Origin of the sequence: Pseudomonas fluorescens (assembly GCF_900636825.1) — a bacterium.
GTDB classification, from domain to species: domain Bacteria; phylum Pseudomonadota; class Gammaproteobacteria; order Pseudomonadales; family Pseudomonadaceae; genus Aquipseudomonas; species Aquipseudomonas fluorescens_BG.
The window spans coordinates 189,962-206,597 of record NZ_LR134318.1; the positions used below are offsets into that span (position 1 = coordinate 189,962).

Genomic DNA, 16,636 nt, shown 5'->3' on the forward strand with positions numbered 1-16,636 from the left:
AGAGTTTGAAGATGCCTTTTATCTCGCGTTTCATCCTTCTGCTGGGAGCGCTGCTGATCAGCGCCTGCGCCCAGCAAGCCCCGGCCTTCGCGCCGCCTTCCGAGCGCCCGGTCGCGGACAGCGAACAAGCGTGGCCGAAAAACCAGGTGCTCGGCATCGCCTATCACGATGTCGAGGACCGCGATCCCGATCAGGCCGTGGTGGCGGTACGCACCGAGCGCATGATCGAGCAACTCGCCTGGCTGCGCGAGAACGGCTACAAACCGGTGACCGTCGACCAGATCATGGCCGCGCGCAAGGGCGGCCCGGAGCTACCGGCGAAAGCGGTATTGCTCAGCTTCGACGACGGTTATGCGAGCTTCTACACCCGTGTGCTGCCGGTATTGCGCGCCTATAACTGGCATGCCTTGCTGGCGCCGGTCGGCACCTGGATCGACACGCCGCTGAATCAGCCGGTGGATTTTGCCGGTACGCCGCGCAAGCGTTCGGACTTCCTCACCTGGGATCAGGTACGCGAAATTTCCAGATCCGGTTTGGTGGAAATCGCCGCGCACACCGACGCCAACCACAAAGGCATTCTGGCCAACCCGCAGGGCAACCTGCAGCCGGCGGCCGCCACCCGGCGTTATGACCCGGTGACGAAAAGTTACGAATCCGAAGCCGATTTCCAGGCGCGGATTCGTAGCGACGTGAAGAATATCTCGGAAAAAATCCGCAAGGTCACCGGTTACAAGCCGCGTGTCTGGGTCTGGCCTTACGGCACCGCTGACGGTACGTCGCTGACGGTGGTTGGCGAGGAGGGCTATGAAATGGCCCTGACTCTCGACGACGGCCTCGACACCCTCGACAACCTGATGAGCAGCCCGCGCTTTCTCGTCGCGTCCGACCCTGACGGCACCCACTTCGCCAACAGCATCGTTTCGGTGCAAGCCCAATCGGCCATGCGCGTGGTCCACGTCGATCTGGACAACGTCTACGATCCGGACCCGGCGCAACAGGACATCAACCTCGGCAAACTCGTGCAGCGCATGGCTGACCTGGGCGCCAACACGGTGTTCCTGCAAGCGTTCGCCGATCCGAAGGGCGATGGGCTGGTGCATTCGCTGTACTTCCCTAATCGCCACCTGCCGGTACGCGCCGACCTGTTCGACCGTGTCGCCTGGCAACTGCGCACCCGTGCTCACGTGAAGGTGTATGCGTGGATGCCGGTGCTGAGTTTCGAACTCGATGCGAAGCTGCCACGCGTCACCCGTTGGGACCCGAAAACCGGTACCACGTCGGTCGACCCGAAGCAGTACAAACGCCTGTCACCGTTTAACCCCGAAGTGCGCAAAATCATCGGTGAAATCTACGAGGACCTGGCGCGCCTGACGTCGGTCGACGGCATTCTGTATCACGACGATGCAGTGCTGTCGGATTTCGAAGATGCCACTTCCGATGCTTTGAAAGCCTACGCCGCGCAAGGCTTGCCGGGCACGGTCGCTGCGCTGCGCGACGATCCGGCGGCCATGCAGCGCTGGACGCGTTTCAAGAGCCGTTACCTGATCGACTTCACCAACGAACTCACCGCCAAGGTCCGTGCGATTCGCGGCCCGCAGGTGCTGACCGCACGCAACATCTTCGCCGAGCCGATGCTCAATCCGGAAAGTGAAGCGTGGTTCGCGCAGAACCTTGACGACTTCCTCGCCACCTACGACTGGACGGCGCCGATGGCCATGCCGCTGATGGAAAAACAGACTCAGGCGCAGTCCGGCCCTTGGCTCGAAGCGTTGGTCGCCACGGTGAAGAAACGTCCCGGTGCGCTCAATCGCACGGTGTTCGAATTGCAGGCGCGCGACTGGAACAAAAAGGATCAGGCCGATATCGATGCCGCGCATTTGGCCGACTGGATGGGCCGTCTCAAGCGTCAGGGTGCGACCAGCTTCGGTTATTACCCGGACAACTTCCTCGACAACCTGCCAGACCTGAAAACCGTAAGGCCTGCACTCTCCAACAAATGGAACCCATGACATGCTGGATAGACTGTTTGCCCTGCTTGTTCTGGCGCTCGTCCTCGGCGTGCCGCTGGGCCTGATTTTCCTCGTGACCGGGCAGTTCCTGATGGACTTCGTGTTCTTCTACCCACTGTTCATGTCCGGGTTGTGGATTGCCGGCGGCCTGTATTTCTGGCTGCACTGGGAGCGTCACTGGCCGTGGCAGGACGACACGCTGCCGCCACCGCTGGAAGGCGAGCCGCTGATCTCGATCCTGATTCCTTGCTACAACGAAGGCGACAACGCCGCTGACACCATCCATGCGGCGCTGGCCCAGCATTATCCGAACATCGAAGTCATCGCGATAAACGATGGTTCCAAGGACAACACCGCCGCAGTCCTCGATGCGCTGGCCAAGGAAGATCCGCGTCTGCGCGTGCTGCACCTGGCGGAAAACCAGGGCAAAGCCGTCGCTCTGCGCATGGGCGCCATTGCTGCGCGCAGTGAATATCTGGTGTGCATTGACGGTGACGCGCTACTGGCGCCGAACACCGCAGCTTATCTGGTAGCGCCGATGCTCGATAATGCGCGTCTCGGTGCGGTGACCGGCAACCCGCGCATTCGTACGCGTTCGACACTGGTCGGGCGAGTGCAGGTGGGTGAATTCTCATCGATCATCGGTTTGATCAAACGCACGCAACGCGTGTTCGGGCGGATCTTCACCGTGTCTGGCGTGATCGTCGCGTTCCGCCGTACGGCGCTGAACCGGGTCGGTTACTGGAGCCCGGACATGATCACCGAAGACATCGACATCAGCTGGAAGCTGCAACTGGATCACTGGAGCATCTTTTACGAACCGCGCGCACTGTGCTGGATTCTCATGCCGGAAACCCTCGGCGGCCTGTGGAAGCAGCGTCTGCGCTGGGCCCAGGGCGGCGCCGAAGTGCTGTTCAAGAATATTCGCGGCATCTGGCAGTACCGCCACCGGTACCTGTGGCCTCTGCTGTTCGAATACTGCCTGTCGACCGGTTGGGCTTTCACCTTCCTGTTGTCGGTGATTTTCTGGGCCGTCGGCAAGTTCGTGGTCATGCCGGAAGCCATCGCCGTGGATCACCTGATGCCGCCGGCGTTTACCGGACTGTTGCTGGCCTTTGTCTGCCTCGTGCAATTCGCGGTGAGCATCATCATTGACCGCCGCTACGAGCCGGGGCTGGGCAAAACCATGTTCTGGGTGGTCTGGTATCCGATTGCGTTCTGGCTCGTCAGCCTGCTGACCACCCTGGTCAGCTTCCCCAAAGTGTTGTTCGGTCAACATCAGAAACGCGCGCGCTGGGTCAGTCCCGACCGGGGCATCAAGCCGATCGGCGACGATACAGAGGAGGTGATCAAATGAAAATCATCCGGACCCGCCAACGACCCTTTCTGGTCGTGGTCGATGTGATTCTCACGGTTGTGGCCTGGGTAGGCCTGTTGTACCTGCTGTTCCGTGGGCTATGGCCGTTGTTTGCCTCCCAGGTAAGCGAGTCAGCCATCGACAACTCGGCATTCGACGCGTTGGGCACTCTGGAAATCTACCTGTGGGTGGCATTGGTCAACGCTCTGATCCTGATCGGTTGGGCGCGTTATCAACAGCGCAAGAGCCGCAGCTTCGCTCAGCGCCGGTTGCCTTCGCCGGTCATCGACGATGCGGGACTGAGCAAAAGTTTCAAACTGAGCGACGACCGATTCCAGAAACTGCGCACGCCCGGGGTGATGACCATTCACAACGATCAGGAAGGCGATATCAGCAACGTAGTCACGCATTTCTGGCCGTTACAGCTGGAGAGTCTGCCGCCACCGCTGGCACCGCTGGAGCATCCGCGGGTGATCTTTCTGCATGCCGATGAGGGAGACAATCGCGAGCCCCTGCCCCGCTAAAGGCAGGCCTCACCTGTAGAAGCTGCCGAAGGCTGCGATCTTTTGATCTTGTTTTTCAAGAATCACAGATCGCAGCTAAAGGCATGCCTCCCTGTAGGAGCTGCCGAAGGCTGCGATCTTTTGATCTTGTCTTTCAAGAATCAACAGATCGCAGCCTCGTTTCACTCGTCAGCTCCTACAGTGGATCGGGGTCAGGCCTGGATCAGCGTCCACGCCTCTTTCATCCGCAACGGCTGCTTCATTCGCTCGGCGAGCAGCGCCATCGCACGTTGCTTGTCGCATGCCACCGCGGCGACGACGATGCCGTCTTTGGCGAACAGACCAATGAACGGCGGATTCTCCGGTTCGCCGCTGAATTCGACTTCGTCCCACTCCTTGGCATGACCAAGATAGTCATAGTTCTTGCCGAAGTGGTACGTCCAGAAAAACGGCACATCCAGATAGTGTTCCTCGCCGCCAAGCATGTTTGCAGCGGCAATTCGCGCGTGCTGCTGAGCCAGCCGCCAATGTTCGATACGGGTCGGCTCGCCGCTCAACGGGAACGTGGCGATATCGCCGATGGCCCACACGCTTTCGGTCACGCGCATGTCGCCATCGACCCGCAACGATTGATCGTCCTCTTGGGGCAATGAGGCGAATGCCTCCGTGGCGGGATGAACGCCGACCCCGGCCAGCACCAGATCAGCCGCCAGCCGCAGGCCATTGTCCAGCAGCACGCCATCGACCTTGTCTTCGCCAAGAATTTCCATGGCTTCATGCTCGCTGATGAATTTCACGCCGTGCGCCTCGTGGAGCGCGCGGATCGCCTTGCCGACGGCGTCGCCGAATTGCTTGGCGAAGGGAGTGGCATGGCGCGCGAGAACAGTGACGTCGAGACCGTATTCGCGCAGGGCCGATGCACATTCGAGCGCAATGAAGCTGTCGCCGATGATCACCGCGCGTTGACCCGGTTGAGCGGCCTGCATGATCTGTTCGGCCTGGGCTTTTGAGCGAAGAACGAAGACGTTCGACAGGTCGGCGCCGGGTAATTTCAGTGGATTCGGTGCCCCGCCCGTGGCCAGTACGACGGCGTCGTAGCGCAAGGTCCCACCGTTATTCAGCTGAAGGACTTTGCCTGGGGCATCGACTGAAGTGACTTCGCCCTGCACCCGTTCGAGGCGCTGCGCTTGATAGAACGCCTCGTCGCGCAGGCGCGGCGCTTCTTTGGCCGTCATCTCGCCGGCGAGGACAAATTTGCTTAACACGGTGCGGTCATATCCGGCGTCAGGTTCGCCATCGACCAGCACGATTCGCCCGCCAAAACCTTTCTCCCGCAGTGCCGCCGCGCACGCCGTGCCTGCGGCCCCGGCGCCGACCACAACGAACGTGCGCGGGTCATCGGCGGGCGGTGTGTGTTGATCTGGCAAAGGCTGATCGTCGACCCAGACTTCGTCGCCACGCAGCTCCAATGGATAGCGTTTGAGACTGTCCAGCGACGGCGGCTCGCACAAACCGCCGTCCTCGGCGCGGTACGCAGCTTTGTGCCAAGGGCAGATCAGCCGTCCGTGACACAAGGCGCCCTCGGCCAAGGGCGCGCCGGCGTGCGGGCATTGGCCCTGAAAGGCACGCAACTCGCCATTGGCACGCAGCAACACAATCTTGCAGTCGCCGATTTCGACTTGCAGGCCACGGTCTTGCGGGACGTCTTGGGCATGGGCGACACGGTGCAGGGACATTTTCGGCTTCCTCGCAGGCATTTCTCTTACGAGTTGACGCCGTCGTGCGAGGTTCAGCCATTTGTTGCTGCCAAGGCACGAACGGTACAGCTATAGTTTGCGGGCCGACGATGGCCTCACTGCACAAGGTGTTCCCGGAATGACCCGATTGACCTCTCTCAACCCATGGCTGGCGGCCATCGCCGTGACCCTTTGCGTGCAGGTTTCGGCGCAGGCCCAGGAGCGCTTTACCCTCAGCATCCCGGGCGTCTCGGATAACCGCCTGTTTACCTCGGCAGCAGCCAGCGATGCACCCGGTTGCGGCGGCAAGAACCAGTCGCCGGCGCTGAGCTGGAACGCCGGCCCCACCGGCACTCAAAGCTACGCCATCGTCATGCACGACCCGGACGGGCAGAAAGGCCTGGGCGTCGATCACTGGATTCACTACGGCATCAAACCCACCACCCATCAGATCGCGGCCGGCGTCGGCGCCAAATCCGCGCTCGAAGGCGTCGGCGGCACCAACAGCAAAGGCAACACCCATTACATGGGCCCGTGCCCGCCAGTGGGCGACAGCGCGCACCACTACATCATCCAGATCTACGCCCTCGACCTTGGTCCGGACGCCTTGCCCGCCGGCCTGACCCGCGCCGAGCTGATGGAAAAAATCAAAGGCCACGTGCTGCGTAACAGCAGTGCGGTACGTCGCTATCACCGCTGAGGTTTTGCCGCTTGGGAACGGCTGACCTCAGCGGCCCATCCGCCATTTGGCATTAGCCCGCGAAAACGCGCACTATCGAGCGCATAGCCAATGCGCTGGAGGAAACCGTGGCAGCAAAAATCGACCGCATCGCCCAACTTCTCAGCTGCCCGCAAAAGGGTGAGGAGATGCGCCGAGCGATTACTGAAGCACGTAAGGAGTTTCTGCTGAATCAGCCGGAAGAAGACCTGGTTCAGGAAGACGAGGTTTTTGACGAGGTCGAGGAGGAGGGGGATGACGACGAGTATGATGAGTTTGACTGGACGACGGAGTGAGTTGATCCAGCGTCGTCATCAGCGCCCACAAAAAAGCCCCGGACCATTACAGTCCGGGGCTTTCTCGTTTAAATCAATGGCGCACCAGGCGGGATTCGAACCCACGACCCCTGCCTTCGGAGGGCAGTACTCTATCCAGCTGAGCTACTGGTGCAGCGGGCGACATCATACCTAGGTCGGCTCGGGGCGTCCATGCCGGGTTTGGGCGGGTTTTGTCAGTGTGCGTGTCGGCGCAAAATCGCTGCATTCCTTAAAGCGGTAACGTCCTGCAAAACCCTCGCTTGGCGCTTTGCCGGGGTTGATCTATGGTTTTTCTGCGGCAAGGGCTTTTGATGCGTTGATCTGAAAAGCGGCATTTTTGTTCTTTTTTTCGAACGGCCTATTGTCCTTTAACCCCTTTGATCCTACGATCCGTTTGAGATTTCAAACGCTCGTTGACGGGGTGTTGATGCGCCGGTGGTTCTAATCGTCCACTGTTGATGCGCCACAACCGGTCACTGATTTCCCTGACGGCAGCCTTGCGAGGCGCCTTTCTACAATCATAATTTGCTCCGCGCAGGCCGCGGTGCTGTTAAGGAAAGCCGACATGCAGCTTAAAGACACCCAGTTGTTCCGCCAGCAAGCCTTCATTGATGGCGCTTGGGTCGATGCGGACAACGGTCAGACGATCAAGGTCAATAACCCGGCCACCGGCGAAATCCTCGGCACCGTGCCGAAGATGGGCGCTGCCGAAACCCGCCGTGCCATTGAAGCGGCAGACAAGGCGCTGCCGGCCTGGCGGGCACTGACCGCCAAAGAGCGTGCCGGCAAACTGCGTCGCTGGTTCGAACTGATGATCGAAAATCAGGACGACCTCGCGCGCCTGATGACCCTCGAGCAGGGCAAGCCACTGGCCGAAGCCAAGGGCGAAATTGTTTACGCCGCATCGTTCATCGAGTGGTTCGCTGAAGAGGCCAAGCGCATCTACGGCGACGTGATTCCGGGTCACCAGCCAGACAAGCGTCTGATCGTGATCAAGCAGCCCATCGGTGTGACCGCTGCCATTACGCCGTGGAACTTCCCGGCGGCGATGATCACCCGCAAGGCCGGTCCAGCGCTGGCTGCCGGTTGCACCATGGTGCTCAAGCCTGCTTCGCAAACGCCTTTCTCCGCATTCGCCCTGGCCGAACTGGCTCAGCGCGCGGGCATTCCGGCTGGCGTGTTCAGCGTGGTGTCCGGCAGCGCCGGCGACATCGGCAGCGAGCTGACCAGCAACCCGATCGTGCGCAAACTGTCCTTCACCGGTTCGACCGAAATCGGTCGCCAGTTAATGGCTGAATGCGCCAAAGACATCAAGAAAGTCTCGCTGGAACTGGGCGGCAACGCGCCATTCATCGTGTTCGACGATGCGGATCTGGATAAGGCCGTCGAAGGCGCGATCATTTCCAAGTACCGCAACAACGGCCAGACCTGCGTCTGCGCCAACCGTCTGTACATTCAGGATGCGGTCTACGACGCATTCGCCGAGAAGCTGAAAGTGGCTGTGGCCAAGCTGAAGATCGGTAACGGTCTTGAAGACGGCACCACCACCGGCCCGCTGATCGACGAAAAAGCCGTAGCCAAGGTTCAGGAACATATCGCTGATGCGGTGAGCAAAGGCGCAACCGTGCTGGCCGGTGGCAAGGCGATGGAAGGCAATTTCTTCGAGCCGACCATCCTCACCAACGTGCCGAAAAACGCCGCAGTTGCCAAGGAAGAAACCTTCGGACCGCTGGCGCCGCTGTTCCGCTTCAAAGACGAAGCCGAAGTGATCGCGATGTCCAACGACACCGAGTTCGGTCTGGCGTCGTACTTCTACGCGCGTGACCTTGGCCGTGTGTTCCGCGTGGCGGAAGCGCTGGAATACGGCATGGTCGGCGTCAACACCGGGCTGATCTCCAACGAAGTCGCGCCATTCGGCGGCATCAAGGCCTCGGGCCTGGGCCGTGAAGGCTCCAAGTACGGCATCGAAGATTACCTGGAAATCAAATACCTCTGCCTGGGCATCTAAGTTCGGACAAGGATCGCTGCAAACGCAAAGGGCACGAGAGCGCTGTCCCTTTGCGTCGTTTCAGAACCGGAATTTTCTCTGCGGCCGGGAACGCCGTGGCAGTCGATCATCGCATGCTGCCACCGCCGATTCCTCCCGCTTCATCCTTGAACTGCGCCGCCCGATGAGCGGCGAATGAGGACTGTAATGAGCAAGACTAACGCTGAACTGATGGCCCGTCGCACCGCAGCTGTTCCACGTGGCGTCGGCCAGATTCACCCGATCTTCGCCGAATCGGCAAAGAACGCTACCGTGACTGACGTCGAAGGTCGTGAGTTCATCGACTTCGCTGGTGGTATCGCCGTACTCAACACTGGCCACGTACACCCGAAAATCATCGCCGCCGTGACCGAGCAGCTGAACAAGCTGACGCACACCTGCTTCCAGGTGCTGGCCTACGAGCCATACGTTGAACTGTGCGAAAAAATCAACGCCAAGGTGCCAGGTGATTTCGCCAAGAAAACCCTGCTGGTCACCACCGGTTCCGAAGCCGTCGAAAACGCCGTGAAGATCGCCCGTGCCGCCACTGGCCGCGCTGGAGTGATCGCGTTCACCGGCGCTTATCACGGCCGTACCATGATGACTCTGGGCCTGACCGGTAAAGTCGTTCCGTACTCCGCAGGCATGGGCCTGATGCCAGGCGGCATCTTCCGCGCGCTGTACCCGAACGAGCTGCATGGCGTGAGCATCGACGATTCGATCGCTTCCATCGAGCGCATCTTCAAGAACGATGCCGAGCCGAAAGACATCGCCGCGATCATCATCGAACCGGTTCAGGGCGAAGGCGGTTTCTACGTCGCTCCGAAGGAGTTCATGAAGCGTCTGCGCGCGCTGTGTGACCAGCACGGCATCCTGCTGATTGCTGACGAAGTGCAGACCGGCGCTGGCCGTACCGGTACGTTCTTCGCCATGGAGCAGATGGGCGTTGCTGCCGACCTGACCACGTTCGCCAAATCCATCGCTGGCGGCTTCCCGCTGGCCGGTGTCTGCGGCAAGGCCGAATACATGGACGCCATCGCTCCTGGCGGCCTGGGCGGCACCTATGCCGGCAGCCCGATCGCTTGCGCTGCGGCCCTGGCCGTAATGGAAGTGTTCGAGGAAGAACAACTGCTGGATCGCTGCAAAGCGGTTGGCGAGCGTCTGGTCACTGGCCTCAAGGCTATTCAGGCCAAGTATCCGGTGATTGGTGAAGTGCGTGCTCTGGGCGCAATGATCGCGGTCGAGCTGTTTGAAAACGGCGACAGCCACAAGCCGAACGCTGCAGCGGTAGCGTCCGTTGTCGCCAAAGCGCGCGACAAGGGTCTGATCCTGCTGTCCTGCGGCACCTACGGCAACGTTCTGCGCGTGCTGGTTCCGCTGACTTCGCCGGACGAGCAACTGGACAAAGGTCTGGCGATCATCGAAGAGTGCTTCTCCGAGCTCTGATCACCCAGTGTGACCTGATCGACAAAAAACCCGCTTCGGCGGGTTTTTTTATACCCCCTGAAACATATCGGATGCTTTGGCGCTGTATCGAATCGCCAGCATTGGCTAAGGTTCAGGCATTGCAAGGGAGAGCGCGCATGACTGCTGTTGAATTACCCGCCGCACCGCGAGTGCTGATTGCCGAGGCCGATCCGTGGTCGCGTGACCTGCTCAAACAGGTTCTGTTGAATGTGCGTTGCGATGCGCGACTGGACCTGTGTGCCGATGGCCAGCAAGCCCTGTCGATGCTTGGCGAGATTCCCTATGACCTGGCCATCGTCGATTGGGAGTTGCCCGGCGTCGATGGCTTGAACGTGTTGCGCAATGTGCGTCAGCGCAAACGTAATCCGCCGCTTCCGTTCATCCTGATGAGCAGCCGCAACGACAGCGCCAGTGTCCGTGAGGCCATACCGCTGGCGCCGACGGCGTATCTGACCAAACCGCTGAACATGGAGAGCCTGACCGAGCGCTTGCAGGGGTTGTTGCTCAATGCCGGGGAGGAAGTGTTTTGTGAAGTGCCCGCTCTGGCGCTGGGCATGACCTTGTCGGTTTTTCTCGAGCGGCGCCGCGAACAGGCCGATGGCGCGCCGTTGATGACTGACGTGCAACTGGCGGTGAAGCGCAGCCTCAATCCCGGCGGTCTGGATCTGAAATTGCTGGAAGAAGAAATTCGCACCGATCCGCAAATCACTGCGGTGCTGATCGCAGCGGCCAATAGCGCCGCGCAACATCATGGTGCGCCAGTGCAAACCTTGGCTCAGGCGCTCCATCGGCTGGGTACCGGGCAAAGCATGAACCTCATTCTGGGGCTCGCGCTCAAGCGCAGCGCCAGGCTCAGTGACCCGTGTCTGGCGGACTACGCCGAACGTTATTGGGAGCTGTCGCTGCACACCGCTGAATATGCACGCACGCTGGCGCGCCTGCTCGATCTCGATCAGGAGCGCTGCTATTGCGCCGGGATGCTGCATTGTCTGGGTGATCTGGCGCTATTGCGCTGCTTGCAGGAGTGGCAGCAGGCTGGCGGCACGCTGGATGAATGGGAGGAGGTCGGCGAAGCGCTCGCCGAATTTGGCGCCGCGTATGGTTCGGCATTGCGCACGCGTTGGCGTTTGCCACTGGAATTGCGCGAGTTGATCGCTGCGGTGTATCAGCTCGGTGGCGGGGTGTATTCCCGCGAGGCGCTGGTGATGAACATGGCCGCGCAGATGGCGCGCATGACCGAGCATGAGGGGATCGAGGAACTGGCGAAGAGCCGCACGGCGCGTTTGCTCAAGATCGGTTTGCCGGAATTGCTGCGGATGCGTAAGTAACCCGGAACAATGCAAATCACTGTGGGAGCGGGCTCGCCCGCGATGGCGTCGGCGCAGACAACATCTGCTGAATGTGCTGGCCTCATCGCTGGCAAGCCAGCTCCCACAGGTTTTGTGGCGGATTCAAATAGGGTCTACGCAGAAATAATCCGGTTCTTGCCCTGCCGCTTCGCCTCGTACATCGCCATATCCGCACGGGCGAACAGGCTGTCGAGGCTCTCGTCATCCTCGGTAAGGCTGGTCAGGCCCTGGCTGACGGTGATGCCGAATGTCTGGCCGTCATGGTTGAAGCGCAATCGCTGAATTTCCTGCTGCAACCGCTCGGCCACCTGCATGGCCATATCCGGCGCGCACCCCGGAAACACCGCGGCAAACTCTTCTCCGCCAATCCGCCCAAACACATCGCCGCGGCGCAATGAGCCGCGTCCGCACTCGGCAATCCGCTGCAATACGTTATCGCCTTCCTGATGGCCGTAGGTGTCGTTGATGACTTTGAAATCATCGATATCCAGCAGCAGAAACGCCATTGGCGATCCTTGCAGGCGGGCTTGCTGGAATTCGCGATTGGCGCATTCGAAGAAATGGCGACGATTGCTGCTCTGGGTCAGGACATCGGTGGTCGCCAAGCGTTGCAGCTCGGCTTCCATGTGCTTCTTGTCGGTAATGTCTTCAGCGATGCCGACAATGATCACCGGTTGCCCGGGTTCGTCCTGACGGTTGATGAAGCACTTGTCGCTGAGCCAGCGCACCTGGCCGTCGGCAGCGATGATCCGATACTCACGATCTTCTACCGCGCCTTTGTGCAAGACCTCGGCGAGGCTGCGCTCGGCATAGTCCAGGTCGTCGGGATAGATGCTGTCGCGCCACTGGTTATAGTCCGCCAGTACAAGCGCAGCGGAGCGGCCGAAAATGCGTTCATAGGCGGGGCTGACGTACAACACCTGCCGAGTCTCCCAGTTGAAAGCCCAAAGCACAGCGTTGACGCTCACCAGCAATGAGCTGAACAGTTGCTCGCGTTCGCTGAGGCGAGCGACTTCGCCCTGAGCGTGCATCAAGGCCATGAGGGTTTGCGCGGCTTCTGGCCACTGCGGGAAACATGAGTCTTTCTGGTTGTTATTGACCATCGACACAGATCTCAAAGGGCGTGCCGCATCGACGACGGCCACGGTACAGCGCGCCGGGATGGCGAAGTGTCATTGAGATAGGGGATTTTTGCCGAAGTTCCCGGTTATTACCGGAACTGCAAGCGGGACTCTGCTCAGCTGTAGGAGCTGTCGAGTGAAACGAGGCTGCGATGTTTTGATTTTGGAAAGCAATTCAAAAGATCGCAGCCTGCGGCAGCTCCTACAGGGTCAAGCGGCAGGGCGTAAAGAGTAGGTTTTCAGCTGATCAGCGAATTCACGCAACGACTGGATGCCACTGGCCTCTGCCTCGTGAATCCACTCTTTGATAGCGGCGAGCATGTCGTGGCCATTGGAACTGGTCTTGACCCAGATCTGCTGCAGCGCCAGACGTTTTTCGTAGATCACCTTCAGTGCCTGGCTGTGTTCGAGCATGTTCTGAATGCGCAGATGGTGACGGTCTTCCAACAGACTGGTTTCTCGCGACAAGAGACGTTTGGCGCGGTGGAACTGGTGGCGCACCGAATGATCGACCTTGGCCAGCTCTTGCTTGACCAGCGGGCCGATCACCAGCTTGCGGTACTGCGCCATGATCTGGAAACGGTTGTTGAGGATCGCCATCGCGGTGTCCATGTCCAGATTGCCCTTGCCTTCGACACGGTGCGCAATCGGCGCGACACGCTGCACCTTGGCCAGACGCAGGAAACAGAAGACCTTGATCCAGGCCCAACCTAGGTCGAACTCCCACTTCTTCACCGACAGCTTGGCCGAGTTGGGATAGGTGTGATGGTTGTTATGCAGTTCTTCGCCGCCGATCAGGATGCCCCACGGCACCAGATTGGTCGCCGCATCGCGGCATTCGAAGTTGCGATAGCCGACGGCATGCCCCAGACCGTTGATCACGCCAGCGGCCCACACCGGGATCCACATCATCTGAATCGCCCAGATGGTGATGCCGATGGTGCCGAACAGCATGAGGTCAATGCCACCCATGATCGCCACGCCGAGCAGCGGGTAGCGGCTGTAGACGTTGCGCTCGATCCAGTCTTCCGGGCAGTTCTTGCCGTAGATGCGCAGGGTTTCCGGGTTCTGTGCTTCGCTGCGATACAGCTCGGCGCCGGTGCGCAGCACGGTGGACAGACCCTTGATGACCGGGCTGTGCGGGTCATCTTCGGTTTCGCATTTGGCGTGGTGCTTGCGGTGGATGGCAGTCCACTCGCGGGTGTTCTGCGCCGTGGTCAGCCACAGCCAGAAACGGAAAAAGTGCTTCAGACCCGCATTCAGCTCGAGCGAGCGATGGGCCGAGTAACGGTGCAGATAGACCGTGACCGCAACAATCGTCACGTGGGTCATCAGCAGGGTGACCGCGACCAGAGACCAGGCCGACAAGCCAAGAAAACCTTCGTACCACATAGGCTATAGGGCCCTCGATAAAGATAAAAACAGCCGTTGCATTATCACCAAGCACACAGATAAAACCAGTCGCCCTTTCAGATAAGAGTCGCTGAATGTTTCTTGACTTATAATCCCAGCTTTTTTGTAGGGACTTGGACAGCCGAATGTCTGCCACTTATCGCGATGCCTTGCGTGCAGCGCTGCTCTATCTGGTGCTTGCTGTCGTGTGGCTGCTGGCTACTGATCATTTATTAAACAATTTCTTCGATGATTCCGTCGATCGTGCCCGCTGGCAACTGATCAACGGTTATGCATTGGCGGCGGTCAGCGCGGGGCTGATCTTTCTGGCACGGGCGCGTTTGTGTGCGTTTCTCGGGATTGGTGCGCGCCTGCGTGAGCGGCAGGCCGATCGTGAGCGCTTGCGCCAGGCTGCCGCCGTGTTCGATTGCACCCGTGAAGGCGTGTTGGTCACCGACCATCGCGGGCTGATCGTCCACGTCAACCGGGCGTTCATGGCCATTACCGGTTACCAGCGCGAAGAAGTCCTCGGGCAGCAGCCGAGCCTGTTCAAGTCGGGTCATCATCCGCCAGAGTTTTACCAAGTGATGTTTGCCACGCTGGAGAAGCAGGGCGAATGGAGCGGTGAGATCTGGAACCGGCGCAAGAGCGGTGAGATTTATCCACAGTGGCAAACCATTCGCGTCATTTGCGACGATCAGAGGCAGCTCAGCCATTACGTCGCGGTGTTTTCAGACATCACCGCGATCAAGGATTCCGAGCACGAACTCAAGCACCTTGCCCACCACGATCCGCTCACCGACTTGCCCAATCGCCTGTTGTTCAGCGACCGCGCCGAACAGGCGCTGGCCTCCGCGCAAGTGCACAAGCGCGGCTGCGCGTTGCTGATGCTGGATCTCGATCACTTCAAGATGATCAATGACAGCCTTGGGCATAACGTTGGTGATCGGTTGCTCAAAGCGCTGGCGCTGCGCTTGCAGGAATTGTTCGGCCCCGGCATCACGCTGGCGCGGCTCGGCGGTGACGAGTTCGCCGTGCTGGCGGAAAGTTGTCCACAGCCTGGACAGGCGGCGGCGTTGGCACAGCGCATTCTCGATGCGTTGAAGAAACCCCTGCACGTCGACGGCCATGAACTGTTCATCAATGCCAGCATTGGCATCAGCCTGTTTCCCAATGATGCATTGAGCGCCGAGCAGTTGCTGCGCAACGCCGATGCGGCGCTTTTCAAGGCCAAGAGCAACGGCCGTGACGGTTACGCGTTGTACACCGAAGAACTCACGCTTCACGCTCAGCAGCGCGTCGAAATTGCTTTCGAATTGCGCCGCGCACTGGAACAGCAGGAACTGCGTGTTCATTACCAACCGGTGCATGAATTGAAGGGCAGTCGCTTGGTCGGCGTCGAGGCTTTGGTGCGTTGGCAGCATCCGCAGCGGGGGCTGGTGTCGCCGGCAGAATTCATCCCGATTGCCGAGCGCACCGGGTTGATCGCCGAGATCGATGCCTGGGTGATGCAGCAGGCGTGTCGGCAGATGTGCGAGTGGCAGCAGGCCGGGGTGGTGCTGTCGTTTGTTGCGGTGAATGTGTCGTCGCGATTGTTTGCCCGCCGCGAGCTGTACGAGCAGGTGGCGCAGGTGTTGGACGAAACTGGTCTGGCTCCGGCGTATCTGGAGCTGGAAGTCACTGAAAGTGCGGTGATGGATGACCCGGAGGTGGCGCTGGAACAGATGCACCGCTTGCGCGAACTCGGGATTCGTCTGGCGATTGACGATTTCGGCACGGGGTATTCGTCGCTGCTGCGGCTCAAGCGATTGCCGGTGCAAAAGTTGAAGATTGATCAGGGTTTTGTCGCGGGTTTGCCGTGGGATGAAGATGACGCGGCAATCGTCCGGGTCATTATCGCGCTGGCGCGGAGCATGGGCATGCAGGTGCACGCCGAGGGCATTGAGCAGGTCGAGCAAGCGGCGTTTTTGCTCGAGCAGGCGTGCGATTTGGGACAGGGATATTGGTTTGGACGCCCGAGCCCTGCGGCGGACATTGATTGGGCACGCGCTCCGCTGATTGGTTGAAGATCAAAAGATCGCAGCCTGCGGCAGCTCCTACATGGATCCGTGCAGGAGCTGCCGCAGGCTGCGATCTTTTTTGCTTTCTCAACGCGTAGGCCCTTGCCTCGCCACATAATGTTTTCTGGTTATATAAACATTCTTAAATAGTCTTTTTAAGAATATCTGCGTCTCTCTTATATTGCTCCCACGCCGAACGCAGTGCCGCCCACTGCAAGGCAATCCCCTTCAAAGGAGCAGCACCATGAGCGCATCCCTTCGCAGCGTTGACGGTCAGGACGAAAGCACCATCTTGCGTGAAATCCAGAGCGCCCTGCGCGATCTGCGGTTCGGCGCGGTGGAAATCACTGTGCACAACGCGCAAGTCGTGCAGATCGAACGCAAAGAGAAATTCCGTTTGCAGCAACCGGGGAAGCAACCGGGCTGAGTTGAAAATCAAAAGATCGCAGCCTGCGGCAGCTCCTACAGGGGGCTGTGTGCAGGAGCTGCCGAAGGCTCGGGCCGCGATCGGACGATCTTTGAACCGGCACAACGATTTCCGAAATACATAAGAAAAAGCCACCACCAAGAATTCCAGGAGC

General features: G+C 59.8%; 13 protein-coding genes and 1 tRNA gene. 10 read left to right on the forward strand and 4 right to left on the reverse strand.

Annotation, left to right across the window (positions count from 1 at the left end; genetic code table 11):
- Nucleotides 1-11 precede the first annotated feature (11 nt).
- The 3 genes from pgaB to pgaD are packed head-to-tail and all read left to right on the forward strand — an operon-like array spanning nucleotide 12 to nucleotide 3,890.
- A complete protein-coding gene (gene pgaB / locus EL257_RS00850; protein ID WP_126358967.1) occupies nucleotides 12-2,009 on the forward strand; it encodes a poly-beta-1,6-N-acetyl-D-glucosamine N-deacetylase PgaB in 1,998 nt (665 codons plus the stop codon).
- A gap of 1 nt (nucleotide 2,010) precedes the next feature.
- A complete protein-coding gene (gene pgaC, locus EL257_RS00855; protein ID WP_126358969.1) occupies nucleotides 2,011-3,366 on the forward strand; it encodes a poly-beta-1,6-N-acetyl-D-glucosamine synthase in 1,356 nt (451 codons plus the stop codon).
- On the forward strand, nucleotides 3,363-3,890 hold the full coding sequence (gene pgaD, locus EL257_RS00860) for a poly-beta-1,6-N-acetyl-D-glucosamine biosynthesis protein PgaD (protein ID WP_126358971.1): 528 nt from the start codon (nucleotides 3,363-3,365) through the stop codon (nucleotides 3,888-3,890). The genes pgaC and pgaD overlap by 4 nt, the downstream gene beginning before the upstream one ends.
- A gap of 191 nt (nucleotides 3,891-4,081) precedes the next feature.
- Here the strand turns inward: pgaD and EL257_RS00865 are convergent, their stop codons facing one another.
- Nucleotides 4,082-5,605 (reverse strand): FAD-dependent oxidoreductase, encoded by a 1,524-nt coding sequence (locus tag EL257_RS00865; RefSeq protein WP_126358973.1) that lies wholly within the window; start codon nucleotides 5,603-5,605, stop codon nucleotides 4,082-4,084.
- A 139-nt stretch (nucleotides 5,606-5,744) separates the two neighbouring features.
- Between EL257_RS00865 and EL257_RS00870 the strand changes: the two genes are divergently transcribed.
- Together EL257_RS00870 and EL257_RS00875 are read left to right on the forward strand one after the other, a co-directional pair.
- Nucleotides 5,745-6,305: a YbhB/YbcL family Raf kinase inhibitor-like protein gene (locus EL257_RS00870; RefSeq protein ID WP_126358975.1), complete on the forward strand. Its 561-nt coding sequence runs from the start codon at nucleotides 5,745-5,747 to the stop codon at nucleotides 6,303-6,305.
- A 107-nt stretch (nucleotides 6,306-6,412) separates the two neighbouring features.
- Complete coding sequence (locus EL257_RS00875) at nucleotides 6,413-6,619, forward strand: hypothetical protein (RefSeq protein ID WP_126358977.1); 207 nt, start codon at nucleotides 6,413-6,415, stop codon at nucleotides 6,617-6,619.
- Between the two features lie 77 nt (nucleotides 6,620-6,696).
- Here the strand turns inward: EL257_RS00875 and EL257_RS00880 are convergent.
- A tRNA-Arg gene (locus tag EL257_RS00880) sits at nucleotides 6,697-6,773 on the reverse strand.
- A gap of 432 nt (nucleotides 6,774-7,205) precedes the next feature.
- Here EL257_RS00880 and gabD point away from each other — a divergent pair.
- The 3 genes from gabD to EL257_RS00895 all read left to right on the forward strand — a co-directional run bounded on the left by gabD (nucleotide 7,206) and on the right by EL257_RS00895 (nucleotide 11,461).
- Nucleotides 7,206-8,648, forward strand: a complete 1,443-nt coding sequence (gabD, locus tag EL257_RS00885; RefSeq protein WP_024011131.1) for an NADP-dependent succinate-semialdehyde dehydrogenase — start codon at nucleotides 7,206-7,208, stop codon at nucleotides 8,646-8,648.
- A 186-nt stretch (nucleotides 8,649-8,834) separates the two neighbouring features.
- Complete coding sequence (gene gabT / locus EL257_RS00890) at nucleotides 8,835-10,112, forward strand: 4-aminobutyrate--2-oxoglutarate transaminase (RefSeq protein ID WP_007917687.1); 1,278 nt, start codon at nucleotides 8,835-8,837, stop codon at nucleotides 10,110-10,112.
- A gap of 137 nt (nucleotides 10,113-10,249) precedes the next feature.
- Nucleotides 10,250-11,461 carry a response regulator gene (locus tag EL257_RS00895; protein ID WP_126358979.1) on the forward strand — a complete coding sequence of 404 codons (1,212 nt, stop codon included), beginning with the start codon at nucleotides 10,250-10,252 and terminating at the stop codon, nucleotides 11,459-11,461.
- Between the two features lie 134 nt (nucleotides 11,462-11,595).
- On the opposite strand, the gene EL257_RS00900 is transcribed toward EL257_RS00895, so the two are convergent.
- Both EL257_RS00900 and desA read right to left on the reverse strand, forming a co-directional pair.
- Nucleotides 11,596-12,585, reverse strand: coding sequence for a GGDEF domain-containing protein (locus EL257_RS00900; RefSeq protein ID WP_126358981.1), 990 nt, complete (start codon nucleotides 12,583-12,585; stop codon nucleotides 11,596-11,598).
- Between the two features lie 228 nt (nucleotides 12,586-12,813).
- Nucleotides 12,814-13,995 (reverse strand): delta-9 fatty acid desaturase DesA, encoded by a 1,182-nt coding sequence (gene desA, locus EL257_RS00905; protein ID WP_126358983.1) that lies wholly within the window; start codon nucleotides 13,993-13,995, stop codon nucleotides 12,814-12,816.
- A 146-nt stretch (nucleotides 13,996-14,141) separates the two neighbouring features.
- Between desA and dibA the strand changes: the two genes are divergently transcribed.
- Both dibA and oscA read left to right on the forward strand, forming a co-directional pair.
- The gene (dibA, locus tag EL257_RS00910; RefSeq protein ID WP_126358985.1) at nucleotides 14,142-16,061 is read left to right on the forward strand and encodes a phosphodiesterase DibA; all 1,920 of its coding nucleotides are present in this window, start codon (nucleotides 14,142-14,144) and stop codon (nucleotides 16,059-16,061) included.
- A 238-nt stretch (nucleotides 16,062-16,299) separates the two neighbouring features.
- The gene (oscA, locus tag EL257_RS00915) at nucleotides 16,300-16,482 is read left to right on the forward strand and encodes a sulfur starvation response protein OscA (RefSeq protein ID WP_007917682.1); all 183 of its coding nucleotides are present in this window, start codon (nucleotides 16,300-16,302) and stop codon (nucleotides 16,480-16,482) included.
- The last annotated feature ends 154 nt before the right edge of the window (nucleotides 16,483-16,636 follow it).